Consider the following 22,229-nt stretch of genomic DNA (forward strand, 5'->3'; position numbering starts at 1 on the left):
GATCATAGCGATGACGATGCGTAAAAATCTGCGCCGGATCCGTCCCTGGGAACTGGCCCTGACGGCGGCCGTCTTGGCGCTGCCGCTGATCCCGAACGCGCCGGCCGGCCAAAGCTTCGCCTTCATCCGCGCCGCCCATGCCGAGGACAAGAAGCTCGATACGTCGCGCCTGGTTTCGGTCGGCGGCGACGTCACCGAGATCGTCTATGCGCTCGGCGAGGAAGGCCGGCTGATCGCCCGCGACACGACGAGCCTCTATCCGGAGGCCGCGCTGAAATTGCCCAATGTCGGCTACATGCGCGCCCTCTCGCCGGAAGGCATCCTTGCCATGAACCCGACGGCGATTATCGCCGTCGAAGGCTCCGGTCCGCCGGAGGCGCTGACCGTGCTGAAAAATTCCAGCGTGCCCTTTGAGAGCGTGCCGAACACCTTCACCCGGGACGGCATCATCGCCAAGATCGGTCGGGTCGGCGCCCTGCTCGGCGTGCCCGACAAGGCGAAGGCGCTCGAAGAAAAGGTCGCGGCCGATCTCGACGCGGCCGTCACCGATGCCGGGAAGCGCCCGGAGACCGAACGCAAGCGCGTTCTCTTCATCCTCAGCGCCCAGAACGGCCGGATCATGGCATCGGGCACCGGCACGGCGGCCGATGGCGTCATCAAGCTTGCCGGCGCCGTCAACGCCGTCGGCGCATTCCCGGGCTACAAACCGTTGACGGACGAGGCGATCATCGAAGCCAAGCCCGACATCATCTTGATGATGAATCGGGGCGATGGCGCCGGCACCAAGAACGAGGACCTGCTGGCCCAGCCGGCGATCGCGCTGACGCCGGCCGGCGAGAAGAAAGCGATCATCCGGATGGACGGCGTCTACCTGCTCGGCTTCGGCCCGCGCACGGCGGCCGCCGTGCGGGACCTCAACGCGGCGATCTATGGGGGCTGATCATGGCCCTGCCGCAAGCCATGACGGAACGAAGGCGACTGGTTCCGATGGAGATGCGCGACGTCAAGCAGGCGGGCGACAGGACGCGCCTCGCCCTGCTGACGATCGCCCTGCTCGTTGCCGGCTCGATCTTCTCGATGCTGTTTTCGGTGACGACGGGCGCTTCGGATGCCTCGATCGTCGACGTCATCGCCAACATGGCCGGCTCCGAGGCGGCGCTCAGCGCCCGTGATCGCATCATCATCTTCGATATCCGCCTGCCCCGCACCATTCTCGGCTTCCTGATCGGCGCCTCGCTCGCCGTTTCGGGCACGGTAATGCAGGGCCTGTTCCGCAATCCGCTGGCCGATCCCGGCCTCGTCGGCGTCTCCTCCGGCGCAAGCTTCGGCGCGGTCGCCATGATCGTGCTCGGCGGCGGTCTTGCAGCTCCGCTCGAAGCGCTTCTCGGCATCTACGCGCTGCCCGCGGCTGCCTTCGGCGGCGGCCTCGCCACGACGCTGCTGCTCTACAGGATCGCCACCCGCCACGGCCAGACCTCGGTCGCGACGATGCTGCTTGCCGGCATCGCGCTCGGCGCGCTTGCGCTCGCGCTTACCGGCCTGCTGATCTACATGGCGAACGACCAGCAGCTGCGCGACCTGACCTTCTGGAGCATGGGCTCGCTTGCCGGCGCCACATGGACGAAGATCGCCGCCGCCGGCCCGATCGTGCTTCTGTCCTTCACCGCCCTCCCCTTCATGGCCCGCGGCCTCAATGCCATCACGCTCGGCGAGGCCGCGGCCTTTCACATGGGCGTTCCCGTCCAGCGGCTGAAGAACGTCGCGATCGTCGGCGTCGCGGCGGCGACCGGCGCTTCCGTCGCCGTCAGCGGCGGCATCGGCTTCGTGGGCATCGTCGTGCCGCATATCCTGCGCATGGCGATCGGGCCGGATCACCGCTTCCTGCTGCTGGCCGCAGCCCTTCTCGGCGGCTCGCTGCTGATCTTCGCCGACGTGCTGGCGCGCACCCTGGTCGCCCCGGCCGAACTGCCGATCGGCATCATCACCGCAGCGGTCGGTGGTCCCTTCTTCCTGTGGATCCTGCTGAAGCAGCGTTCGCGCCTTGCCCTGTGAGTGACTTGTGAGTGACGTGCAGATGATCGAAGTGTCCGGCCTCTCCGTGCGCCTTTCCGGCAAGGCTATCATCAGCGACGTCGCCTTCACCGCAAAGGCCGGCGAGCTGACGGCGATCGCCGGGCCGAACGGCTCCGGCAAGACGACGACGATGAAAGCGATATCAGGCGAGCTTGCCTATGGCGGCTCGGTGCGCATCGGCGGCGACGAGGTGAAGGGGCTGAAACCCTGGCAGCTTGCCGCCATTCGCGGCGTGCTGCCGCAGGCCAGCACCATCTCCTTTCCCTTCACCGTGCGCGAGATCGTCCGCATGGGCCTGACCTCGGGCCTTAATCTCAATCCCGACAAGGCCGATCAGACGGCGGCGGCGGCACTTGCCTCCGTCGACCTCACCGGCTTCGAAGGCCGCTTCTACCAGGAGCTCTCGGGCGGCGAGCAGCAGCGCGTGCAGCTTGCCCGCGTGCTCTGCCAGATCGCCGAGCCCGTCGTCGACGGCAAATCCTGCTGGCTGCTGCTCGACGAGCCGGTCTCAAGCCTCGACATCAGCCACCAGCTGACCATCATGACGCTCGCCCGCAATTTCTGCGAACGCGGCGGCGGCGTCATCGCCGTCATGCACGACCTCAACCTGACGGCCCTCTTTGCTGACCGCGTCGTGCTGATGAAGTCGGGGCGCCTCGCTGCCGCCGGAAGCATCCGCGACGTGTTGACCGACGGCATCATGTTCTCGGTCTTCGGCTGCGCCCTGCGCATCAACCAGGTGCCGCCCGACGACACGCCCTTCGTGCTCGCTCACAGCGCCGTTCCCCGGCGCTAGCTCGCCTGCGCGGCGGAACTTTTGACCGCCCGGCACGTTTTCGGCAGTGATTTGAGTCAATGCCGGGCGGTCTCATCTATGCAACGTACGGTCATGACCCCCGTGCAAAACAGGCGGGCTTGCGCGCGCCCCAGCCAATGGAGACAGCCATGACCTATTCCATTTTTCACTCCGGCCGCAGCCGCCGCAACGGCACCTTCCACAGTTTCGAATCCGGCATCGAGGAACAGATCGAGGCGCTGCGCGACGAGTTGGCGGAACTGACGCGCCTCGTCGGCAAGAGTTCCCGCCATCAGGGCGATAAAATCCGCGGCCAGGCAAGCGCCGGTTATGAGGAACTGCTCGCCCGCAGCGAGGATCTCTTACGCGAATTGCAGCACGGCTACGAGCGCGGCGCGACCGAGATGCGCGAGACCGTGCGCAAACATCCGCTGGCAACGATCGGCGCCGCAGCCGCCTTCGGCCTGGCCATCGCCTTCCTCGCCCGGCGCTGAGGAAGCGCGATGCTGTCGATCCTCAGCCTGCTGACGGGCGCAAGCGTACACCGGACCGTCGCGCGCGCCAAACGCACCAGCATTTTCATTGTGCTCGCCCTGCTCTTCCTCCTCACCGCCTATGCGCTTGCAGTCGCCGCCGGCGCGATCTGGCTCGCCGGCATCTACGGCGCGGTCGGCGCCGCCCTCTTCCTGGCCGCTTGCGCGCTACTGATCGCGATCCTCCTGGTGGTGGTGATGGCGATCATCAACGCCCAGGAGAAACGCCGCGCCCGCGAGCGCCGCGCAGCCCTGGAATCGGTGGCGGCAGTCGGGCTCGGGCTCGTGCGCGCCCAGCCGCTCCTGACCGCCGGCGTGCTGGCGGCAATCGTCGCGGCCAATCTGGTGGGGTCGAAGCGCGAGGATTGAGGCCCAGTCGACCTTCTGCTCGTTCTGCCGCGGAGTGATGGACGCGGATTGGGGCCGTCCGGGTGCAGGGTAGGTCGCCCGCCCCACCACCCTCATTCCTGTGCCTGTCACAGGAATCCAGCCACGGCGCGCCCGCGCCGTGACTGAACTGATACTTCAACGGAAAGAGTCTATTGCGCCCAAGGACTTGGGCGCGCTGGATTCCCGTGACGAGCACCGGAATGAGGGTGGGGAGGTGTGCTCAAAATACTGGTTACACCTGGAGCACGTCCCTCCCCGCGCACGAGACAGGGGTCGCGCCGCGACAGGCAGCCGGCTTCTCGATCGCTCGTCAGAACGCAAACGCCTTCGACGTCAGCGGCGCCGAGGTGGCGTCGGGGCCGAAATCGGCTTCGCCCGAGATCTGCAGCAATTCCTGCAGCCGTTGGCGGGCGCGGTTGACGCGGCTCTTGATGGTGCCGACGGCGCAGCCGCAGATTTCGGCGGCCTCCTCGTAGGAAAAGCCCGAGGCGCCGACGAGGATGATCGCTTCGCGCTGGTCCGGCGGCAGCTGGTCTAGCGCCTTCTTGAAATCCTGCAGATCGAGCGCGCCATATTGCGAGGGGTGCATCGCCATCGATTCGGTAAACAGGCCGTCGCTATCCTGCACCTCGCGGCCGCTCTTACGCATCTGGCTGTAGAGTTCGTTGCGCAGGATCGTAAAGAGCCAGGCCTTCATGTTGGTGCCCATCTCGAAATGATCCTGTTTGGCCCAGGCCTTCATGATGGTGTCTTGAACGAGATCGTCGGCACGATCATGCCGTCCGATCAGAGAAATAGCAAATGCGCGAAGGCTTGGGAGGGCCGCCAGCAGTTCCCGCTTGAAGCTGGGTTGCACTTTATCTTCCATGCGGGCGGTCCTATTCGGCCATCTTGGCGGAAGCCATCATCTCGGCATGGTCGAGCTTTTCGAGAAGATCGAGAAAACGATCGGGGATTGCTTCACCCTGTGCGGCCGCATAAAGCGACCGCAATTTGACGCCGATCTGATTGTTCGGGTCCAGGATATCGCTTGCCCGCAGCTCCAGCTTTCGCTGATCGGCTGCTTCCTTCTTGCGTGTGGTCATCAATTCGTCTTCTCGCCGGTTGTCTTGTTGCAGAGGCGTGCACAGCATAATCACGACTTCAACGAGCGACACCGAGGTTTTCGATTATCGATGTTGCCAATGTTTGCCGCGGCGTGGGTCAAGATGCTCGCCCTTTCTTTGTCGGCTGGAATAATGCGGACCGACGAAAAAAGTTCCTGCCGTTCCGGAACTTTTTTATCAAGATGACGTTAATTGCTCATTGAAGCCAATGCCGGCCTGTATACAGGAGCCATTTATGACACTTTCTACTCGAATTGCGCCGCACCTGCCTTATCTGCGTCGCTATTCCCGCGCGCTGACCGGTACCCAGACTTCAGGTGACGCCTACGTCGCCGCCGTTCTTGAAGCCATCATTGCCGATCTATCGATTTTTCCGGATACGGCGAATGACCGGGTCGCCCTCTACAAACTGTTTACGCAACTATTTGGTTCCACTGCCGTCCAGATTCCGGAACCGACCTCGCCATATGCGTGGGAACAGCGCGCCACCCTCAACCTGTCCAAGGTCTCGCCCGGCGCCCGCCAGGCTTTTCTGCTTGCTTCCGTGGAGAATTTCCGCGTCGCCGAAATCGCAGACATTCTTGAGCTCGATGAACAGGATGTCATGCAGCTGCTCGACAAGGCTTCGCAGGAGATTTCCCGTCAGGTGGCAACCGATATCATGATCATCGAGGACGAGCCGTTGATCGCCATGGATATCGAGCAGATGGTCGAAAGCCTCGGCCACCGCGTTACCGGCATCGCCCGCACCCATGCCGAAGCCGTCGCGCTCTATAACAAGACGAAGCCAAGCATGGTGCTCGCCGATATCCAGCTTGCCGACGGCAGTTCCGGCATCGACGCGGTCAACGACATTCTCAAGACGTCGAGCGTGCCGGTGATTTTCATCACCGCTTTCCCGGAACGGCTTCTGACGGGCGAGCGTCCAGAACCCACTTTCCTTGTCACCAAACCTTTCAACCCCGACATGGTCAAGGCACTGATCAGCCAAGCGCTTTTCTTCAATGAATCGACCAAAGTAGCCGCCTGAGACGCAATTTTCCGGCCTTCGGAACCAAACCATCGAAACAGGCGTTCCGGTGCTGCCGGGACGCGTCGATGGCCTTAACGGTTTTTGCAGCGCTTTGTTCTAGAGTTGGCAGGCAGTTTCTGGAAGGGCGTTCCCTTCAGCGACGTTCACAATGTCACAAGGAAAGGCGGCCGAGTGAATACGACTGAACCATTGTCGGGCACGCCTTTCACCTTCGAAGGCAAAGCCGCAATGATGGAACGGGCGCTCGGCAGCGCCGGTATTTCAATTCTCTGCCAGGACTCCCGACTTTCGATTTTCTACGCCGAAAATCTGCCGCCTTATTTCGCGGCGCTTTTCGTGCCCGGCGGCACTGATGCCGGCCTTTTCGGCGACACCCATGGGCAGTATCTGACCGCGCTGAAACACAAGGTGCTGGAGACCGGTATCCCCAACAATGCCGAAATCGAGATCGACATCGACGGCGAAATGCGCACTTATGAACTGAAAATCCAGCGCACCGGCGACCGTGGCACGCACGGGCTTCTGTCCGTCATGACTGAGGTCACCGAAAGCCGGCATCGTGAAAAAGTGCTGAAATCGCTGCTGCGCGAACTCTCGCACCGCTCGAAGAACCTTCTCGCCATCATTCAGGGCATTGCCACGCAGACGGCGCGCAACACGCTGTCTCTCGACAGCTTCCTCCTGAAATTCCGCGGGCGGCTGCAATCGCTTTCCAATTCCCAGGACCTGATCACGGATTCGAGCTGGCGCGGCGCCTATCTCTTCGAACTCGCCGAAAAGCAGTTCGCCCCCTACTGGCCGGAGACATCGGGCTCCATGCCAATCTACGGCATCAACGCGCATCTGACGCCGAATGCCGCCGTACATCTGGGGCTCGCCCTCCACGAACTCATCGTGAACTCCGCCTCCTATGGCGCAATTGCCGGCGGCGCTGCCTCCATCACGCTCAACTGCCGGGAAGCTGCGATTGGCGACCGAAGGGCGATCGAAATCGCCTGGGCGGAAGTGCTGCAGGATCAGTCGGAGGTCCATGAATTCAGCGACAACAGCTTCGGCCGCACCGTGCTGGAGCGTGTCGTGCCCTCGTCGGTCAACGGCAAAGCGGAACTAAACCTTGTGCCCGGCCGCATCGAATATCGACTGACCATTCCGGAAACCGAATTCGAAATCTTCAAGCGTGTGTGAACAGCCCTAGCGACAAATCGTAAAATGAAAAACAGCCGGTGCGAGGGCGGCGCACCGGCTGTCTTCACTCACCGGGAGGGGACCGTGAGTACGTCCGGATGGTGGGTTGGGGGCGCGCATGTTGGGTCGATGCGATCACCATCCGGATATCGCAATAACGACGACATCCAAGTTTGGTTCCCTGCGATCGTAAAAAAATTCCACTTTTTTGAATCTTTTTGCGGAGGCGCTTTCTGGAGCGAACGCGCGAATATTTCGCAGACCCAAGGTGGGGAAATTTATCATGCGAAAACAGTGATTTGCGCGGGCTCACAAAAGAGCGGCCTGTCAAAATTTTACCGTTTGATAAATTTTTAAACCTGAGTTACGCTTTCCCTCACAGGCCGTTTACCAATAATGAGGGAACTTCAATGGAACGACTGGAAACTGGGATTCATGCTGGTCGGCTTTCGCCCGCTGAGTATGAAGCTAATTTTTCCGATCTTCATCCGCGCCTCGACAATCACGAGGCGCTGGTCGCTGCCGACCGCTGCTACTTCTGTTATGACGCGCCGTGCATGACGGCCTGTCCTACCTCGATCGACATTCCGCTGTTCATCCGGCAGATTTCGACTGGCAATCCGCTCGGCTCGGCAAAGACGATCTTCGACCAGAATATTCTCGGCGGCATGTGTGCCCGCGTCTGTCCCACCGAAGAGCTCTGCGAACAGGCCTGCGTGCGCAACACCGCCGAAGAGCGGCCCGTCGAGATCGGCCGCCTGCAGCGTTACGCGACCGATGCTGCCATGCAGGTCGGTAAACAGTTCTATGTCAGAGCCGAAGCATCAGGAAAGAGGATCGCCGTCGTCGGCGCCGGGCCGGCAGGTCTTGCCGCGGCCCACCGCCTGGCGGTGAAAGGCCATTCCGTCACCATCTACGACGCCAGGGAAAAATCCGGCGGCCTCAACGAATATGGCATCGCCACCTATAAGACGGTCGACGATTTTGCGCAGGCGGAAGTCGATTATGTGCTTTCGGTCGGCGGCATCGATGTCCGCCACGGCGATCTTCTCGGCCGCGATTTTTCGCTTGCCGACCTGCAGGCGCAATATGATGCCGTCTTCCTCGGTATCGGCCTTGCCGGCGTCAACGCGCTGCGCATCGAGGGCGAGAGCCTTGCGGGCGTCGACGATGCCGTCGATTTCATCGCCGCACTCCGCCAGGCCGAGGACAAGAGCGACATCGCCATCGGCCGCCGCGTCGTCGTTCTCGGCGGCGGCATGACGGCGATCGACGCTGCCGTGCAGGCAAAGCTGCTCGGCGCAGAAGAGGTGACGATCTGTTACCGCCGCGGCAAGGAGCACATGAACGCCTCCGAGTATGAGCAGGATCTGGCAAGCTCCAAAGGCGTGATCATCCGCCATTGGCTGGCGCCGAAATCGATCCTGGCGCAGGACGGCAAGGTCGCCGCGATCGAAGTGGAATACACCAAGCTCGTCGAAGGCCGCCTTGTTGGCACCGGCGAGACCGGCGTGATTGCCGCCGACCAGATCTTCAAGGCGATCGGCCAGACCTTTGAAGCCTCCGGCCTCGGTTCGCTGCGCATGGAATCCGGCCGCATCGCCGTCGACGTCGAAGGTCGCACGTCGCTCGACGGCGTCTGGGCCGGCGGCGACTGCGTCTTCGGCGGCGAGGATCTCACGGTTTCCGCCGTTGCCCACGGCCGCGACGCGGCCGAATCCATCCATCGCACCCTTTCCGCAGCAGCCGCTCCGGCTGTCGCGGTTGCTTGAGGGGAGAGAGAAACATGGCTGATCTCCGCAATAATTTTGTCGGCATCAAATCCCCGAACCCGTTCTGGCTGGCGTCCGCGCCGCCGACCGACAAGGCCTATAACGTCGAGCGCGCCTTCAAGGCCGGCTGGGGCGGCGTGGTCTGGAAAACGCTCGGCGAGGAAGGCCCGCCCGTCGTCAACGTCAACGGCCCCCGCTACGGCGCGATCTGGGGCGCCGACCGCCGCCTGCTCGGCCTCAACAATATCGAGCTCATCACCGACCGCGACCTCTACACCAACCTGCGGGAAATGAAGCAGGTCAAGATGAACTGGCCGGACCGGGCGCTGATCGCCTCGATCATGGTGCCCTGCGAGGAACAGGCCTGGAAGGCCATCCTGCCGCTCGTCGAAGAGACCGGCGCCGATGGCATCGAACTCAATTTCGGCTGTCCGCACGGCATGTCGGAACGCGGCATGGGCTCGGCCGTCGGCCAGGTGCCGGAATATATCGAAATGGTCGTGCGCTGGTGCAAGCAGTACACCCGCATGCCCGTCATCACCAAGCTCACGCCCAACATCACCGATATCCGCCGCCCTGCGCGTGCCGCTAAGGCCGGCGGCACCGACGCCGTCTCGCTGATCAACACGATCAATTCGATCGTCTCCGTCGATCTCGACAATTTCGCCCCCAACCCGACGGTCGGCGGCAAGGGCAGCCATGGCGGCTATTGCGGCCCGGCAGTCAAGCCGATCGCCCTCAATATGGTGGCCGAGATCGCCCGCGATCCTGAGACCTACGGCCTGCCGATCTCGGGCATCGGCGGCATCACCACCTGGCGCGACGCGGCCGAATTCCTCGCGCTCGGCGCCGGCAACGTGCAGGTCTGCACCGCCGCCATGACATACGGCTTCAAGATCGTGCAGGAAATGATCACGGGCCTCAGCGACTGGATGGACGAAAAGGGTCACAAGACCCTCGACGACATCACCGGCCGCGCCGTGCAGAACGTCACCGACTGGCAGTATCTCAACCTCAACTACATCGCCAAGGCGAAGATCGACCAGGACGCTTGCATCAAATGCGGTCGCTGCTACATCGCCTGTGAGGACACCTCGCATCAGGCGATCACCAACGTCGTCAATGGCCTGCGCCACTTCGAAGTGATGGACGAGGAATGCGTCGGCTGCAATCTCTGCGTCAGCGTCTGCCCGGTCGAGAACTGCATCACCATGGAGCAGCTCCCCGCCGGCAGCCTCGACAAGCGCACCGGCAAGGTGGTCGACCCGAACTACGCCAACTGGACGACGCACCCGAACAACCCGATGGCCCGCCAGGCCGCGGAGTGATCGGCCTGCAACGCCGCGGAGAAGTTTAAATCCGCGGCGTTGCACCGAGCCCGCAATGGATCTAGGGGATCATGCTGCACCATCGCAGCGTGCAACCGAAGAGGAGGCAGCCATGGCTCGCAAACACCTCACCGACTTCAGCTTTTGAGGTCACGTCGAAACGGCGTAAATCCTTCCCATCCGAAGCCCGGGTCAAGACCGGTTCGCAGATCGTTCATGGCGATGTCGAACGGATCGAAAAACTCGGCCGCAACGATCCCTGCCCCTGCGGCTCCAGGAGGCGGTTTCAAGAATTGCTGCCTGCAATCCGGCCGCTATGACGGCATCGAGCGGCATTACTATTTTTAGAGACCGTGACTGAAGATGCCCAGGAAGGCCCACTAGTCGCCAAATGATTTCCGGTAGGCGCTCGGGCTCGTCCCGAGCCGCCTACGGAAATGATGCCGCATCGTCGCCAGCGTGCCGAAGCCGCTTGATATCGCGATGTCGTCGAGCGACACGGCAAGCTCTTTCTCGAGGAGATCGCGCGCGTGCCGCAGCCGCTCCTTCAGCAGCCATTCGCCGACACTCTCACCGGTTGTGGCTTCGAAGCGGCGCTGAAAGGTGCGCATGCTCATGCCGGCTCTTTTGGCGAGCAGATTGATCGGCTGCTCCTCGGACAGGCTTTCCCGCATCCACTCGATCAGCGGCCCGAGACGGATGCCCTCGCGCTCTTCCGGCACGGGAGCCGCGATGAACTGCGCCTGCCCGCCCTCACGATGCGGCGGAACGACGAGCCGTCGCGCCACGCTGTTGGCGGCATCCGCGCCGAAATCGCCGCGCACCACATGCAGGCAGAGATCGATGCCGGCGGCACTGCCCGCCGCCGTCAGCAGGCTGCCCTCGTCGATGTAGAGAACGTCGGCATCGAGGCTGATGTCGGGATAACGCGCGGCGATCGAGGCGACGTAGCGCCAATGCGTGGTCGCCCGCCGTCCGGCCAGCAGACCGGCCGCAGCAAGCACGGCAACGCCGGAGCAGAGCGACATCACCCGCGCACCCCGTCCGTGTGCAGCCCGCAAGGCAGCGATCAGCGGCGCAGGCACCGGCGCGTCGATCGCCCGCCAGCCCGGCACGACGATCAGGTCCGCCTCCTCGAGCACCTCCAGCCCCTTGTCGACGGCAACCGTCAACCCGCCGGCGGCGCGAAGCGGCCCCGGTTCGATGCCGCAGACCGAGAAGCGATACCAGCCCTCGCCCATCTCCGGACGCGGCAGGCCGAAGACCTCGTAGGCGATGCCGAATTCGAAGGTGCAAAGTCCGTCATAGGCAAGGACTGCGACCAGCGGTGCTTTCGTCTGATGCGGCGATGTGTTTGGCATGATCTTTACGCTGTCGGTCATGATGGCCAATTTCGCAAAGCTCTACCATCGCCGATACCAGGCTGCAATTCCAACACGCGAAGGAAAGACAAATGCCAGGCCCCGTCTCCGAAATACCAGCCGCCGCGCCCGATCTCGCCGCCGCTCACTATGCCGCCAAGCTCGCCTTCGAGACCGATTGCTCCGATGTCCATGCCGCCTTTGCCGGCGCCAAGGTCGATTTCGTTCTCCTCGACGTGCGCTCGCCGGCGCTGTTTGCGCAATCACACGTGCCGGGCGCGATCAACCTGCCGCATGGCAAGATGACCGCGCACCGCATGTCGGAATGGGCAAGAGACACACTGTTCGTCGTTTATTGCGCCGGACCCCACTGCAACGGCGCGGATAAGGCCGCTCTCCGCCTCGCCAGGCTCGGCCTGAGGGCGAAGCTGATGATCGGCGGCATGACCGGTTGGGCCGACGAGGGTTTCGGCTTCGAAAGCGAGGCCGTCGCTGCCGAATAGCCGCAAGCTCCCCTCTACGACGCGAGGGGAGCGCATGTTTCAAAACTCGATGACGACCTTGCCGAACGGGCCGCGATAGAGATGATCGAGCGCCTGCGGCAATTCCTCGAAGGCATAACGCTTGTCGATGACAGGCTTCAGCCCGGTCCGGTCGACGGCGCGCACCAGATCTTCCAGCGCCCGACGGTGACCAACCGAAATTCCCTGTACGATGGGCGCCTTCAGAAGGAATGGCGCCGCCGGCCCCGAGACGTCGAACCCCTCGAACACGCCGATCACCGAGATGCGGCCGTTGACCGCCACGGCCTTCAGCGCTTGGCCGAGATGCGGCCCGCCGACGATCTCAAGCACATGGTCGGCGCCGTAGTCCCCCGTCAGGTGATAGAGCCGCTCCACCCAGTCGCCGTCGCGCCTGTTGATCAGATGATCGGCGCCGAGCGCCGACGCCCGCTCGAGCTTTTCGGCACTGCCTGATGTAATGAAGACCTCGGCGCCATGCGCCTTGGCGATCTGCAGGCCGAAGAGCGCGACGCCGCCGGTTCCCTGCACCAACACCTTGTCGCCGGCTTTCAGCCTGCCGCATTCAATGAGGGCGAACCACGCGGTCAGGCCGGCGCAGGGCAGCGTGCTTGCTTCGGCGGCATCGAGTGTATCAGGCGCACGCGTGAACCACTGCTCGGAAAGTACGGTATGTTCGGACAGCACGCCCGGATAGAAGCCGCCGCGTGTCCGGTAATGTGGAGTGCGGGCCGTGCCCGGCCCCCGGCCCTCGATCCAGTCCGGCGAAAAGGTGGAGATCACCCGGTCTCCAGGTTTGAAGCGCGTCACGTCAGGCCCGACGGCCTCGACCACCCCCGCCATGTCCGAGGCCGGCACGAAGGGAAACTTCAACGGCAGTCCCATGCCGCTCTCCAGCACCAGCCTATCGCGGAAGTTGAGAGAAACCGCCTGCGTCCGCACCCGGACCATCGTACCTGACACCTCGGGAATTCGGGCTTCACCGATCTTCAGATCGGCGCACGGTCCGATCGTCTCGGTCTGCCACTGCCTTGTCATCTGCATCTTTCTGCTCCTTCTCGATTAAGGAGCCGCAGATATATCGTTGAAAATCTGTCCGCTGTTGCGATATTAAATCGACAGAATGGTGCCGACGTGGAAACAAATATGGAGCAACTGAAGGGGATTTCGATCTTCGTCCAGACGGCAGAAGCCGGCGGCTTCTCAGCCGCCGCCGAACGGCTTCACCTTACCCGCTCGGCAGTCAGCAAAACGATCGCAAGGCTCGAACAGCGGCTCGGCGTGCGACTCTTCAACCGCACGACCCGGACCCAAAGCCTGACCGACGAAGGCCGGTTCTTCTATGAGCGCTGCCTGAGAGCCATTGAGGAAATCCGCATCGGCGAGGCCCAGCTCGAATCTGGCAGGCGCGAGGTCCGCGGCAGGCTGCGGGTATCGATGCCGGTGCTGTTCGGACGTCAATGCGCCGCTCCGATCCTGACCCGCCTGCTCGACGATCACCCGGATCTCGAACTCGACTTCTCCTTCAGCGATCGCATCGTCGATCTCCTGGAGGACGGCTTCGATCTTGCCGTCCGCAACGGCCCGCTGAAGGACAATCCCGACCTGATGGCGCGGGCGATCGCCGGGCAGTCCATGACGGTCTGCGCCTCGCCTGCCTATCTGGAGAAATATGGCGCGCCGCAAACGCTCGAGGATCTCGCCCACCATCAGGCTATCGTCTATCGCAGGGGTGACAACGACAGACCCTGGATCTTTCCGGCTGCAGCCGGTCCGCCGCGCGAAATTCTGCCGAAATCGCGGCTGCGGCTCGACGATCTCGCCTCGATAGCAGACGCCGCCGTGGAAGGCCGGGGCCTTGCCTGGCTGACCTGCTGGCTGGTGCGGGACAGGGTCCTGTCAGGTGAGCTCGTGCGGGTTCTGACCGATATGCCGTCCAACATCTTCCAAGCCTATGCCGTGTGGCCGAGATCGCCGGTGATGCTGCCGAAGGTGCGTCTTGCCATCGATATATTGGCGGCAAATCTGCCTCGCCTGATGGATTGAATGGGCTAGCGCTGCCAGTGGCGCTTGCGAGGCCGGGCAGTGGACCGCGGGGCAAAGGAATCCTCCGTTTTTCTATGGGTTTCTCTGGAAATACAGAGATGCTGCAATATATCGCTAGTTCGCGTTCTCTTATAAACGGCATCATCTGCCATCTCACCCAGAATACGGTCCGCATGTCACTTCGCAGCGTGCTTCGCGCACAAACAGCAGATTGCCACGCCGAGGTCGACAAGCTTTTCGGCACGTTCGATCTTTCCAATAGAGAGCAGTATCGGACATTTCTGCGCACGCATGCCCGCATCGTGCCGGCCGCCGAAAATGCGATCGAGCATGCCGGCATCCGCCGCCTGCTGCCCGACTGGCCGGACCGCAGACGTGCGCCGCTGCTCTTTGCCGATATCCGGGCGCTCGGCGATCAAATGCCGGCGCTGCTTCCGCCGCCGGCACTGGGTTGCGAAGCGGCACTCTGGGGAGCGCTCTACGTGCTCGAAGGCTCCAAGCTCGGCGGCGCTTTGCTTGCCAAGTCCGTGCCGGATCACCTGCCGCGCAGCTATCTCGCGCCGCAAGGGCCAAAGGGCGCCATGCGCGCCTTCATGGAGCGCCTCGACGCGAGCGATGTCGGCGATCCCGCGATAGCAGTCGCAGCGGCCCGCAATGTCTTCGAGCTCTTCCTCAAAGCCGCGCAGCTCGAACTGGAAGCCGTCCCATGAGCGGCACACGCGAACCCGTGGATCTCACCAATTGCGACCGCGAGCCGATCCATCAGCTCGGCGCAATCCAGCCCTTCGGATTTTTGCTGCAAGTATCTTCGGATTGGATCGTCACGCGCGCCTCCGTCAACCTTGCCGAGTTTCTGGGCGTGACCCAGGCCGATGCGCTCGGCCGTCCCGCTTCCACGCTGATCATGCCCGAAGCGCTTCACACGATCCGCAACAAGCTGACCACCTTGCGCGGCGCCGACGTCGTCGAGCGCGTTTTCGCGATCGCCCTGACGCCCGATCAGTCCAAGTTCGATGTTGCCGTGCACTTCAACGAAAGCCAGGTCATCATCGAAGGCGAGCGCTGCCAGGAAGACAGGCGCAATGCCCCTTCGCTCTCCATGCGCAGCATGATGTCCCGCCTCGACCAGGCGGAAACGCTGGAAGCTTTCTTCCGTGAAGGGGCAAGACAGGCGCGCGCCCTGACCGGCTTCGATCGGGTCATGGTCTATCGTTTCGACGAAGGCGGTTCCGGCGAAGTTGTAGCCGAAGCCGCCCGCAGCGGCATCGGCTCATTCCTGGGACTGCATTATCCCGCTTCCGACATCCCGGTGCAGGCCCGCGCCCTTTATCTGCGCAATCTGTTCCGCATCATTGCCGATGTCGATGCCGTGCCCGTGCCGATCCTTCCGGAACGCGACGAGCACGGCCAGCCGCTCGATCTCTCCATGTCGGTTTTGCGCTCGGTTTCGCCGATCCACATCGAATATCTGAAGAATATGGGCGTCGGCGCTTCGCTCTCCATATCGATCGTCGTGGATGGCAAACTCTGGGGCCTCTTTGCCTGCCACCATTACGAGCCGCGCCTGCCGTCGGCTCAAAGCCGCTCCACCGCAGAACTCTTCGGTCAGATGTTCGCGTCGCGTCTCGAAAGCCGCGAGAGACGGCTGGCGCTCGACTATGAGACCAAGGCGCGCCGCATCGCCGACCGGCTTCTCACCTCCGTCGCCGATAATGCCAGCCTGCTCGACGATCCGGCCTGGCTGATCGAGGCGCTCGCCGACGCCATTCCTGCCGACGGCATCGGTGTGTGGATCAACGGACGGCTGGCGCTTGCCGGTATCGGACCAGATAAGAAAAATTTTGCGAGCCTCGTACGCCATCTCAACCGCAACGCCGGCGGGCGGATCTATGCTGTCGACAGGCTTTCGCAGACCTATCCGGATCTCGAAATCGACGCGGTCGTAGCGGGCATGCTCGCCATTCCGATCTCGCGTTCGCCGCGCGATTATGTCGTGCTCTTCCGTCAGGAATTGGTACGCACCGTCCGCTGGGGTGGCGATCCGCACAAGCCGGTGGAATATGGACCCAACGGGCCGCGATTGACGCCGCGCAAGAGCTTCGAAGAGTGGTCGGAATTGGTGCGAGGCCGCTCCCTCCCCTTCACCGAGGCGGAGCAGCGCGTTGCAGAAACGATCCGCGTCACGTTGATCGAAGTGGTTCTCCGCCTGACCGACGAAGCGAGTATGGCGCGCCAGATGGCGAACGAGCGGCAGGAACTGCTGATCGCCGAGCTCAACCACCGCGTCCGCAACATATTGAGCCTGATCACCGGCATCATCCGCCAGTCGCAGGCAACATCGGTCAGCCTCGGCGACTACATCCGCCAGATCGAGGGCCGCGTCCAGTCACTCGCCCGTGCCCATGACCAGATTACGAGGGATCACTGGGCACCTGCTTCGCTTCGGCAATTGCTGCTGGCCGAGACCGCCGCCTATCTTGGCAAAAATGCCCAGCGCATTCAGATGCGCGGCGAGGACGTGCTGCTGGAGCTGCAGGCCTTTTCCACCGCTGCCCTTGTTTTTCACGAGCTGATGACCAACAGCGCCAAATACGGCAGCCTTTCCGGCGCCGGCAGCGGCATGGTCGAACTCGGCTGGTCCCGCGATGATGAAGGCAATCTGCACATTGGCTGGCGCGAAAAGGATGGCCCGCTCGTCACCGAACCCACGCGCCACGGCTTCGGCTCGACGATCATTCGGCGCTCGATTCCTTATGATCTCGGCGGCAAGGCCGAGGTGCGCTACAACAAGGACGGGCTCGAAGCGGATTTCTTCATTCCCGGGCGATATGTTGTCCGCCCAACCAGCGAGCGATCAGATTCAGTGCCATTCGGAGCAACGGCGCCCAAGCCGATAGCAGGCGATCGACAGCCGCTTTCCGGCCTGAGCGTGCTGCTGGTGGAAAACAACCTGATCATAGCCATGGACGGCGAAGATATTCTGCGCCGGCTGGGCGCCGAAATCGCAACCGCACCGAGTGTTGCCGAGGCAATGGAAATCCTCGCCCACCGGTCCTTCGATCTGGCGCTTCTCGATGTCAATCTCGGTGACGAGACCAGCTTCGGGATTGCCGACCGACTGGCAGCCGATGGTGTGCCATTCATTTTTGCCACAGGCTATGGGGAGGGCATCGCCCAGGCGCACAGCCATTCGGATGCGCCCGTCTTACAGAAACCCTACACGATGGAAGGTGTGACGGACGCCCTCGCCCGTCTGCCGCTTCCTAAGTAGACGTCAGCTCTCGGAGTGATCCGGCCGCAGCCCGCCGATGAAGAGCTGTTCCAGAAACCGCGCAGCATCCTCGAAGCGGCCTTCGCCGGCATGTTCCTGTCCCAGTACCGCGCGCACCTGGACGTCGAAGTCAGCATAATGCTGGGTCGTTGACCAGATTGAGAAGATCAGATGATAGGGGTCGCATTTGATGATCTTGCCCGATTTCGCCCAGGCGCGGATGACCTCGGCCTTCTCGTCGACCAGTTCCTTCAGCGGCCCCTTCAGCTCGTCCTCGATATGCGGCGCGCCCTGCAGCACCTCATTGGCGAAGAGCCGGCTTTCACGCGGAAAGTCGCGGGCCATCTCCAGCTTGCGTCTGATATAGCTGCGGATTTCCTCTTCCGGATTGCCTTCGGCGTCGAAGGCGCGCAACGGCTCCAGCCAGGTGTAAAGCACCCGGTCGATCAGCGCCCGGTGCATGGCTTCCTTGGTACGAAAGTAATAGAGCAGATTGGGTTTTGACATGCCGGCCACTTCCGCGATCTGGTCGATGGTCGAGCCGCGAAAGCCGCGCGCCGAAAACACGTCGAGCGCCGCCTCCAGAATCTGCTCTTCCTTCTCCTCCTGGATTCGCGTCCGCCTCAGGGTCTTCGCTGCTCTCGGAATAGCCATCGGCTATTGTTTCCCCTTGAAATTCAACTTCTTCGCTCAAGTTTGAGCAGGACAAGCCTACTGCCGCTTTCTTGAGCAACTGCCCGCATTTTTATCGGCAATTTTCGTGATTTTCGTCTTGAGCCCGGCGGTGGAAGTTGTAATGTTTACCAATCGGTCAAATTATCTGCCAGATGAAAAACAAAGGCAACTAGCGATTTTCCGGCGCTCGACAAAACCAATAAGAGGTGCCGGAAGAGACCATGGGAACAGGCAGGCATGCCCCTTGCATGACTGCCGCAAACAGGTGAGGGCTTGAAAAATGGTGGCAGCACCAGGCGAGAACATGCGCGTCAATGGCGACCGTCTCTGGGACAGTCTCATGGACATGGCGAAGATCGGACCCGGTATCGCGGGCGGCAACAATCGCCAGACGCTGACCGATTCGGATGCCGAGGGACGCAGCCTCTTCAAGACATGGTGCGACGAGGCCGACCTTACCATGGGCGTCGACCAGATGGGCACGATGTTCGCCACCCGCCCCGGCACCGATCCCGATGCCCTGCCCGTCTATGTCGGCTCGCATCTCGACACCCAACCGACCGGCGGCAAATATGACGGCGTTCTCGGCGTGCTTGCGGCTCTCGAAGTCGTGCGCACCATGAACGACCTCGGCATCAAAACCAAACATCCGATCGTTGTGACCAACTGGACGAACGAAGAAGGCGCCCGTTTTGCCCCGGCCATGCTGGCCTCGGGCGTCTTCGCCGGCGTTCACAGCCTCGACTTTGCCTATAATCGAAAAGATCCCGAAGGCAATCTGTTCGGCGACGAACTGAAGCGCATCGGCTGGGTCGGCGACGAAGAGGTCGGCGCCCGCAAGATGCATGCCTATTTCGAATATCACATCGAACAAGGCCCGATCCTCGAGGCCGAGGACAAGCAGATCGGCGTCGTCACCCACTGTCAGGGTCTGTGGTGGCTCGAATTCACCCTGACCGGCAAGGAAGCCCATACCGGCTCGACGCCAATGAACATGCGCGTCAATGCCGGTCTGGCGATGTCGCGCATCCTGGAAATGGTGCAGGGTGTCGCGATGGCCGAACAGCCGGGCGCCGTCGGCGGCGTCGGCCAGGTCTTCTTCTCGCCGAACTCCCGCAACGTGCTGCCGGGCAAGGTCGTCTTCACCGTCGACATCCGCTCGCCCGACAAGGCCAAGCTCGACCGCATGCGGGCAAAAATAGAGGCGGAAGCGCCTGGCATCTGCGATGCCCTCGGCGTCGGCTGTTCCATCGAGGCGATCGGCCATTTCGCCCCCGTCACCTTCGACGAAAAGCTTGTCACCGCGGTCCGCTCCGCTGCCGAACGCCTCGGCTACAGCCACATGAACCTCATCTCCGGCGCCGGCCACGACGCCTGCTGGGCCGCCAAGGTCGCGCCCGCCACGATGGTCATGTGCCCCTGCGTCGGCGGCCTCTCGCACAACGAAGCGGAAGAGATTTCCAAAGAATGGGCGACGGCGGGCGCCGATGTGCTGTTCCATGCGGTGGTGGAGACGGCGGAGATCGTGGCGTGATGTCTAACGTCGCGCCCGGAGCCCCCTCATCCGACCCCTCGGGCCACCGTCTCCCCGCCGGGGAGAAGGGATCGGCTGACATTGCGGCTTCCCCCTTCTCCCCTCGGGGAGAAGGTGCCCGAAGGGCGGATGAGGGGGCTCCGGGCGCGACGAAAATTATCAAACAGGATATCCGTAAACATCGTCCGGCGAAAACCGGGCAAGCCCGCCGGCTTCGCCGGAACGGAACCGAAGAGGAATACTACCTCTGGAGCGACTTACGCGCACGACGCCTGAACGGCTACAAATTCGCGCGACAGGTCCCGCTCGGCCCATTCATTGTCGATTTCCTCTGTCGCGAAGAACGACTGATTGTCGAAGTCGACGGCTTCCAGCACGCAGAGAGCGCGACTGACCAACGCCGTACCGAATGGCTCAATGCCAATGGCTATTCGGTACTGCGCCTCTGGAGTCAGGAAATCTCGCGCGAGCGGCGCTCCGTACTCGAAACGATGCTTGCGGCCTTGCAGGGCCGGCTTGAATTCAGTCCCGAACTGCCCGGCTTCTATTCGCCAGCCGCATTCACAAATAAGGATAGGCAACGATCATGACCACAGTCATCAAGAACGGCACCATCGTCACCGCCGACCTCACCTACAAGGCTGACATCAAGATCGACGGCGGCAAGATCGTCGAAATTGGCCCGAACCTCTCCGGCGACGAGACGCTGGATGCTTCCGGCTGTTATGTCATGCCCGGCGGCATCGATCCGCACACCCATCTCGAAATGCCCTTCATGGGCACCTATTCCTCCGACGATTTCGAGAGCGGTACGCGCGCGGCCCTTTCCGGCGGCACGACGATGGTGGTCGATTTCGCCCTTCCCGCCCCGGGCCAGTCGCTGCTCGAAGCGCTGACCATGTGGGATAACAAATCGACCCGCGCCAATTGCGACTATTCCTTCCACATGGCCGTCACCTGGTGGAGCGAGCAGGTCTTCAAGGAGATGGAGACCATCGTTCGCGACAAGGGCATCAACACCTTCAAGCATTTCATGGCCTACAAAGGCGCGCTGATGGTTGATGACGACGAGATGTTCGCCTCCTTCCAGCGCTGCGCCGAACTCGGCGCCCTGCCGCTGGTGCACGCCGAAAACGGCGACGTCGTCGCGTCGATGTCGGCAAAGCTGCTCGCCGAGGGCAATAACGGCCCCGAGGCGCATGCCTATTCCCGCCCCGCCGAAGTCGAGGGCGAGGCCACCAACCGCGCCATCATGATTGCCGACATGGCCGGCTGCCCTGTTTATATCGTCCATACCTCCTGCGAACAGGCGCACGAGGCGATCAGGCGCGCCCGCGCAAAGGGCATACGCGTCTATGGCGAGCCGCTGATCCAGCACCTGACGCTCGACGAGAGCGAATATTCCAATCCCGACTGGGATCACGCCGCCCGCCGGGTGATGTCGCCGCCCTTCCGCAGCAAGCAGCATCAGGATAGCCTCTGGGCCGGGCTGGCCTCCGGCTCGCTGCAGGTGGTCGCCACCGACCATTGCGCCTTCACCACCGCGCAGAAGCGTTTCGGCGTCGGCGACTTCACCAAGATCCCGAACGGCACCGGCGGCCTCGAAGACCGCATGCCGATGCTCTGGACGCACGGCGTCAACACCGGCCGGCTGACGATGAACGAATTCGTCGCCGTCACCTCGACCAACATCGCCAAGATCCTCAACATCTATCCGAAAAAGGGCGCAATCCTCGTCGGCGCCGATGCCGATATCGTCGTCTGGGACCCGAAGCGGTCCAAGACCATCTCGTCCAAGAACCAGCAGTCGGCGATCGACTACAACGTCTTCGAGGGCAAGGAAGTGACCGGCCTGCCGCGCTACACCCTGACACGCGGCGTTGTCGCCATCGAGGAAAGCACCATCAAGACCCAGGAAGGTCATGGCGAATTCGTCCGCCGCGAGCCGGTAACAGCCGTCAGCAAGGCGCTCTCCACCTGGAAGGAGATCACCTCGCCCCGCAAGGTGGAACGCACAGGCATCCCGGCAACAGGCGTGTGACATGGCGCGCGACGATATGGCCATCAACCGGGGAACGGCGCCTATATGCGGATGACTTCACGCCGGCACCAGCGCGTCCAGTTCCGGCAGAAGCACGACGCTTTCCTGCTCGTTCGGGTCGGTGCGCGCGATGACCGCTGTGCACGGCGTGCTGCTGAGGTTTGCCGGCATGTGCGGCACGCCGGCCGGTATATAGAAAAGTTCGCCGGCATGGACAACGATGTGATGCTCGAGCCGGTCGCCGTACCAGGTATGGGCCTCGCCGGAGAGCATGTAGATCGCCGTCTCGTGCGCCTCATGCAGATGCGCTTTGGCGCGCACGCCGGGCGGGATCGTCAGCAGATGCATGCAAATCCCTTTGGCGCCGACCGTCTCGGCGGCGATCCCTTCGAAATAGCTCAGTCCCTGCTTGCCGTCATAGGCATGTTTGGGGCGAACGATGTGGCAGGTGGGTTGTGATGTCGCGTCCATTCTCTTCCTCCATGAAATGTGCCGCCGGCAAGGCCTGTGGCGATGGTAACACGCAAACCGCCTCCCCGCGGCGAAAACAAGAACGGTCGCATT

General features: G+C 62.6%; 23 protein-coding genes. 17 read left to right on the forward strand and 6 right to left on the reverse strand.

Annotated features, from left to right (window positions below):
* Positions 1 to 10: 10 nt before the first annotated feature.
* The 5 genes from AMC88_RS16925 to AMC88_RS16945 all read left to right on the forward strand — a co-directional run bounded on the left by AMC88_RS16925 (position 11) and on the right by AMC88_RS16945 (position 3,771).
* Positions 11 to 940 (forward strand): heme/hemin ABC transporter substrate-binding protein, encoded by a 930-nt coding sequence (locus AMC88_RS16925; RefSeq protein ID WP_012484942.1) that lies wholly within the window; start codon positions 11 to 13, stop codon positions 938 to 940.
* A 2-nt stretch (positions 941 to 942) separates the two neighbouring features.
* Complete coding sequence (locus AMC88_RS16930) at positions 943 to 2,052, forward strand: FecCD family ABC transporter permease (protein ID WP_012484943.1); 1,110 nt, start codon at positions 943 to 945, stop codon at positions 2,050 to 2,052.
* 22 nt (positions 2,053 to 2,074) lie between these two features.
* Entirely contained in the window at positions 2,075 to 2,869 is a 795-nt protein-coding gene (locus AMC88_RS16935) for a heme ABC transporter ATP-binding protein (RefSeq protein WP_012484944.1), read from the forward strand.
* A gap of 149 nt (positions 2,870 to 3,018) precedes the next feature.
* Positions 3,019 to 3,363, forward strand: coding sequence for a DUF883 family protein (locus tag AMC88_RS16940; protein ID WP_012484945.1), 345 nt, complete (start codon positions 3,019 to 3,021; stop codon positions 3,361 to 3,363).
* 9 nt (positions 3,364 to 3,372) lie between these two features.
* Positions 3,373 to 3,771 carry a hypothetical protein gene (locus AMC88_RS16945; RefSeq protein WP_012484946.1) on the forward strand — a complete coding sequence of 133 codons (399 nt, stop codon included), beginning with the start codon at positions 3,373 to 3,375 and terminating at the stop codon, positions 3,769 to 3,771.
* A 331-nt stretch (positions 3,772 to 4,102) separates the two neighbouring features.
* Here the strand turns inward: AMC88_RS16945 and AMC88_RS16950 are convergent, their stop codons facing one another.
* Together AMC88_RS16950 and AMC88_RS16955 are read right to left on the reverse strand one after the other, a co-directional pair.
* The gene (locus AMC88_RS16950) at positions 4,103 to 4,660 is read right to left on the reverse strand and encodes an RNA polymerase sigma factor (RefSeq protein WP_004677121.1); all 558 of its coding nucleotides are present in this window, start codon (positions 4,658 to 4,660) and stop codon (positions 4,103 to 4,105) included.
* 10 nt (positions 4,661 to 4,670) lie between these two features.
* A complete protein-coding gene (locus tag AMC88_RS16955; RefSeq protein WP_012484947.1) occupies positions 4,671 to 4,877 on the reverse strand; it encodes a NepR family anti-sigma factor in 207 nt (68 codons plus the stop codon).
* A gap of 256 nt (positions 4,878 to 5,133) precedes the next feature.
* Here AMC88_RS16955 and AMC88_RS16960 point away from each other — a divergent pair, with 256 nt between their 5' ends.
* From AMC88_RS16960 to AMC88_RS32130, 5 genes are all read left to right on the forward strand, one after another.
* Positions 5,134 to 5,928: a response regulator gene (locus AMC88_RS16960; RefSeq protein WP_004677120.1), complete on the forward strand. Its 795-nt coding sequence runs from the start codon at positions 5,134 to 5,136 to the stop codon at positions 5,926 to 5,928.
* Between the two features lie 192 nt (positions 5,929 to 6,120).
* Positions 6,121 to 7,116 carry a sensor histidine kinase gene (locus tag AMC88_RS16965; RefSeq protein ID WP_041683750.1) on the forward strand — a complete coding sequence of 332 codons (996 nt, stop codon included), beginning with the start codon at positions 6,121 to 6,123 and terminating at the stop codon, positions 7,114 to 7,116.
* Positions 7,117 to 7,526: 410 nt separating this feature from the next.
* Positions 7,527 to 8,888 (forward strand): NAD(P)-dependent oxidoreductase, encoded by a 1,362-nt coding sequence (locus AMC88_RS16970; protein WP_012484949.1) that lies wholly within the window; start codon positions 7,527 to 7,529, stop codon positions 8,886 to 8,888.
* A gap of 14 nt (positions 8,889 to 8,902) precedes the next feature.
* Complete coding sequence (gene preA / locus AMC88_RS16975) at positions 8,903 to 10,216, forward strand: NAD-dependent dihydropyrimidine dehydrogenase subunit PreA (protein WP_012484950.1); 1,314 nt, start codon at positions 8,903 to 8,905, stop codon at positions 10,214 to 10,216.
* A gap of 71 nt (positions 10,217 to 10,287) precedes the next feature.
* Positions 10,288 to 10,536: an SEC-C metal-binding domain-containing protein gene (locus tag AMC88_RS32130; RefSeq protein WP_012484951.1), complete on the forward strand. Its 249-nt coding sequence runs from the start codon at positions 10,288 to 10,290 to the stop codon at positions 10,534 to 10,536.
* Positions 10,537 to 10,596: 60 nt separating this feature from the next.
* On the opposite strand, the gene ftrA is transcribed toward AMC88_RS32130, so the two are convergent.
* Entirely contained in the window at positions 10,597 to 11,598 is a 1,002-nt protein-coding gene (ftrA, locus tag AMC88_RS16980) for a transcriptional regulator FtrA (protein ID WP_041683751.1), read from the reverse strand.
* Between the two features lie 71 nt (positions 11,599 to 11,669).
* Between ftrA and AMC88_RS16985 the strand changes: the two genes are divergently transcribed.
* Positions 11,670 to 12,080 (forward strand): rhodanese-like domain-containing protein, encoded by a 411-nt coding sequence (locus AMC88_RS16985; protein WP_012484953.1) that lies wholly within the window; start codon positions 11,670 to 11,672, stop codon positions 12,078 to 12,080.
* Positions 12,081 to 12,119: 39 nt separating this feature from the next.
* On the opposite strand, the gene AMC88_RS16990 is transcribed toward AMC88_RS16985, so the two are convergent.
* Complete coding sequence (locus AMC88_RS16990; protein ID WP_012484954.1) at positions 12,120 to 13,142, reverse strand: zinc-dependent alcohol dehydrogenase family protein; 1,023 nt, start codon at positions 13,140 to 13,142, stop codon at positions 12,120 to 12,122.
* A 102-nt stretch (positions 13,143 to 13,244) separates the two neighbouring features.
* Here AMC88_RS16990 and AMC88_RS16995 point away from each other — a divergent pair, with 102 nt between their 5' ends.
* The 3 genes from AMC88_RS16995 (at position 13,245) to AMC88_RS17005 (ending at position 17,415) form a co-directional block, all read left to right on the forward strand.
* On the forward strand, positions 13,245 to 14,144 hold the full coding sequence (locus AMC88_RS16995; RefSeq protein WP_004673049.1) for a LysR family transcriptional regulator: 900 nt from the start codon (positions 13,245 to 13,247) through the stop codon (positions 14,142 to 14,144).
* Positions 14,145 to 14,317: 173 nt separating this feature from the next.
* Positions 14,318 to 14,854: a biliverdin-producing heme oxygenase gene (locus tag AMC88_RS17000; protein WP_049772076.1), complete on the forward strand. Its 537-nt coding sequence runs from the start codon at positions 14,318 to 14,320 to the stop codon at positions 14,852 to 14,854.
* Complete coding sequence (locus AMC88_RS17005) at positions 14,851 to 17,415, forward strand: HWE histidine kinase domain-containing protein (protein ID WP_064825544.1); 2,565 nt, start codon at positions 14,851 to 14,853, stop codon at positions 17,413 to 17,415. Before AMC88_RS17000 ends, AMC88_RS17005 begins: the two co-directional genes overlap by 4 nt.
* A gap of 3 nt (positions 17,416 to 17,418) precedes the next feature.
* On the opposite strand, the gene AMC88_RS17010 is transcribed toward AMC88_RS17005, so the two are convergent.
* Positions 17,419 to 18,069 carry a TetR family transcriptional regulator C-terminal domain-containing protein gene (locus tag AMC88_RS17010; RefSeq protein WP_004673044.1) on the reverse strand — a complete coding sequence of 217 codons (651 nt, stop codon included), beginning with the start codon at positions 18,067 to 18,069 and terminating at the stop codon, positions 17,419 to 17,421.
* A 301-nt stretch (positions 18,070 to 18,370) separates the two neighbouring features.
* On the opposite strand from AMC88_RS17010, the gene AMC88_RS17015 reads away from it, so the two are divergent.
* Genes AMC88_RS17015 through hydA form a run of 3 tightly spaced genes read left to right on the forward strand, consistent with a single transcriptional unit; the run spans position 18,371 to position 21,665 of the window.
* A complete protein-coding gene (locus AMC88_RS17015) occupies positions 18,371 to 19,624 on the forward strand; it encodes a Zn-dependent hydrolase (RefSeq protein ID WP_041683752.1) in 1,254 nt (417 codons plus the stop codon).
* Entirely contained in the window at positions 19,624 to 20,214 is a 591-nt protein-coding gene (locus tag AMC88_RS17020) for an endonuclease domain-containing protein (protein ID WP_064825545.1), read from the forward strand. The genes AMC88_RS17015 and AMC88_RS17020 overlap by 1 nt, the downstream gene beginning before the upstream one ends.
* A complete protein-coding gene (gene hydA, locus AMC88_RS17025) occupies positions 20,211 to 21,665 on the forward strand; it encodes a dihydropyrimidinase (protein WP_012484959.1) in 1,455 nt (484 codons plus the stop codon). The genes AMC88_RS17020 and hydA overlap by 4 nt, the downstream gene beginning before the upstream one ends.
* Positions 21,666 to 21,722: 57 nt before the next feature.
* Here the strand turns inward: hydA and AMC88_RS17030 are convergent, their stop codons facing one another.
* A complete protein-coding gene (locus AMC88_RS17030; RefSeq protein ID WP_010004408.1) occupies positions 21,723 to 22,136 on the reverse strand; it encodes a cupin domain-containing protein in 414 nt (137 codons plus the stop codon).
* Positions 22,137 to 22,229 lie beyond the last annotated feature (93 nt).

It is taken from the genome of Rhizobium phaseoli (assembly GCF_001664385.1).
Lineage (GTDB): Bacteria > Pseudomonadota > Alphaproteobacteria > Rhizobiales > Rhizobiaceae > Rhizobium > Rhizobium phaseoli.

What these genes read in the sequence shown, in the direction of transcription:
- AMC88_RS16925 (WP_012484942.1), top strand. Translation starts at nt 11, where the DNA reads ATGACGATGCGTAAAAATCTGCGCCGGATCCGTCCCTGGGAACTGGCC.
- AMC88_RS16930 (WP_012484943.1), top strand. Translation starts at nt 943, where the DNA reads ATGGCCCTGCCGCAAGCCATGACGGAACGAAGGCGACTGGTTCCGATG.
- AMC88_RS16935 (WP_012484944.1), top strand. Translation starts at nt 2,075, where the DNA reads ATGATCGAAGTGTCCGGCCTCTCCGTGCGCCTTTCCGGCAAGGCTATC.
- AMC88_RS16940 (WP_012484945.1), top strand. Translation starts at nt 3,019, where the DNA reads ATGACCTATTCCATTTTTCACTCCGGCCGCAGCCGCCGCAACGGCACC.
- AMC88_RS16945 (WP_012484946.1), top strand. Translation starts at nt 3,373, where the DNA reads ATGCTGTCGATCCTCAGCCTGCTGACGGGCGCAAGCGTACACCGGACC.
- AMC88_RS16950 (WP_004677121.1), bottom strand. Translation starts at nt 4,660, where the DNA reads ATGGAAGATAAAGTGCAACCCAGCTTCAAGCGGGAACTGCTGGCGGCC.
- AMC88_RS16955 (WP_012484947.1), bottom strand. Translation starts at nt 4,877, where the DNA reads ATGACCACACGCAAGAAGGAAGCAGCCGATCAGCGAAAGCTGGAGCTG.
- AMC88_RS16960 (WP_004677120.1), top strand. Translation starts at nt 5,134, where the DNA reads ATGACACTTTCTACTCGAATTGCGCCGCACCTGCCTTATCTGCGTCGC.
- AMC88_RS16970 (WP_012484949.1), top strand. Translation starts at nt 7,527, where the DNA reads ATGGAACGACTGGAAACTGGGATTCATGCTGGTCGGCTTTCGCCCGCT.
- preA (WP_012484950.1), top strand. Translation starts at nt 8,903, where the DNA reads ATGGCTGATCTCCGCAATAATTTTGTCGGCATCAAATCCCCGAACCCG.
- AMC88_RS32130 (WP_012484951.1), top strand. Translation starts at nt 10,288, where the DNA reads ATGCTGCACCATCGCAGCGTGCAACCGAAGAGGAGGCAGCCATGGCTC.
- ftrA (WP_041683751.1), bottom strand. Translation starts at nt 11,598, where the DNA reads ATGACCGACAGCGTAAAGATCATGCCAAACACATCGCCGCATCAGACG.
- AMC88_RS16985 (WP_012484953.1), top strand. Translation starts at nt 11,670, where the DNA reads ATGCCAGGCCCCGTCTCCGAAATACCAGCCGCCGCGCCCGATCTCGCC.
- AMC88_RS16990 (WP_012484954.1), bottom strand. Translation starts at nt 13,142, where the DNA reads ATGCAGATGACAAGGCAGTGGCAGACCGAGACGATCGGACCGTGCGCC.
- AMC88_RS16995 (WP_004673049.1), top strand. Translation starts at nt 13,245, where the DNA reads ATGGAGCAACTGAAGGGGATTTCGATCTTCGTCCAGACGGCAGAAGCC.
- AMC88_RS17000 (WP_049772076.1), top strand. Translation starts at nt 14,318, where the DNA reads ATGTCACTTCGCAGCGTGCTTCGCGCACAAACAGCAGATTGCCACGCC.
- AMC88_RS17005 (WP_064825544.1), top strand. Translation starts at nt 14,851, where the DNA reads ATGAGCGGCACACGCGAACCCGTGGATCTCACCAATTGCGACCGCGAG.
- AMC88_RS17010 (WP_004673044.1), bottom strand. Translation starts at nt 18,069, where the DNA reads ATGGCTATTCCGAGAGCAGCGAAGACCCTGAGGCGGACGCGAATCCAG.
- AMC88_RS17015 (WP_041683752.1), top strand. Translation starts at nt 18,371, where the DNA reads ATGGTGGCAGCACCAGGCGAGAACATGCGCGTCAATGGCGACCGTCTC.
- AMC88_RS17020 (WP_064825545.1), top strand. Translation starts at nt 19,624, where the DNA reads ATGTCTAACGTCGCGCCCGGAGCCCCCTCATCCGACCCCTCGGGCCAC.
- hydA (WP_012484959.1), top strand. Translation starts at nt 20,211, where the DNA reads ATGACCACAGTCATCAAGAACGGCACCATCGTCACCGCCGACCTCACC.
- AMC88_RS17030 (WP_010004408.1), bottom strand. Translation starts at nt 22,136, where the DNA reads ATGGACGCGACATCACAACCCACCTGCCACATCGTTCGCCCCAAACAT.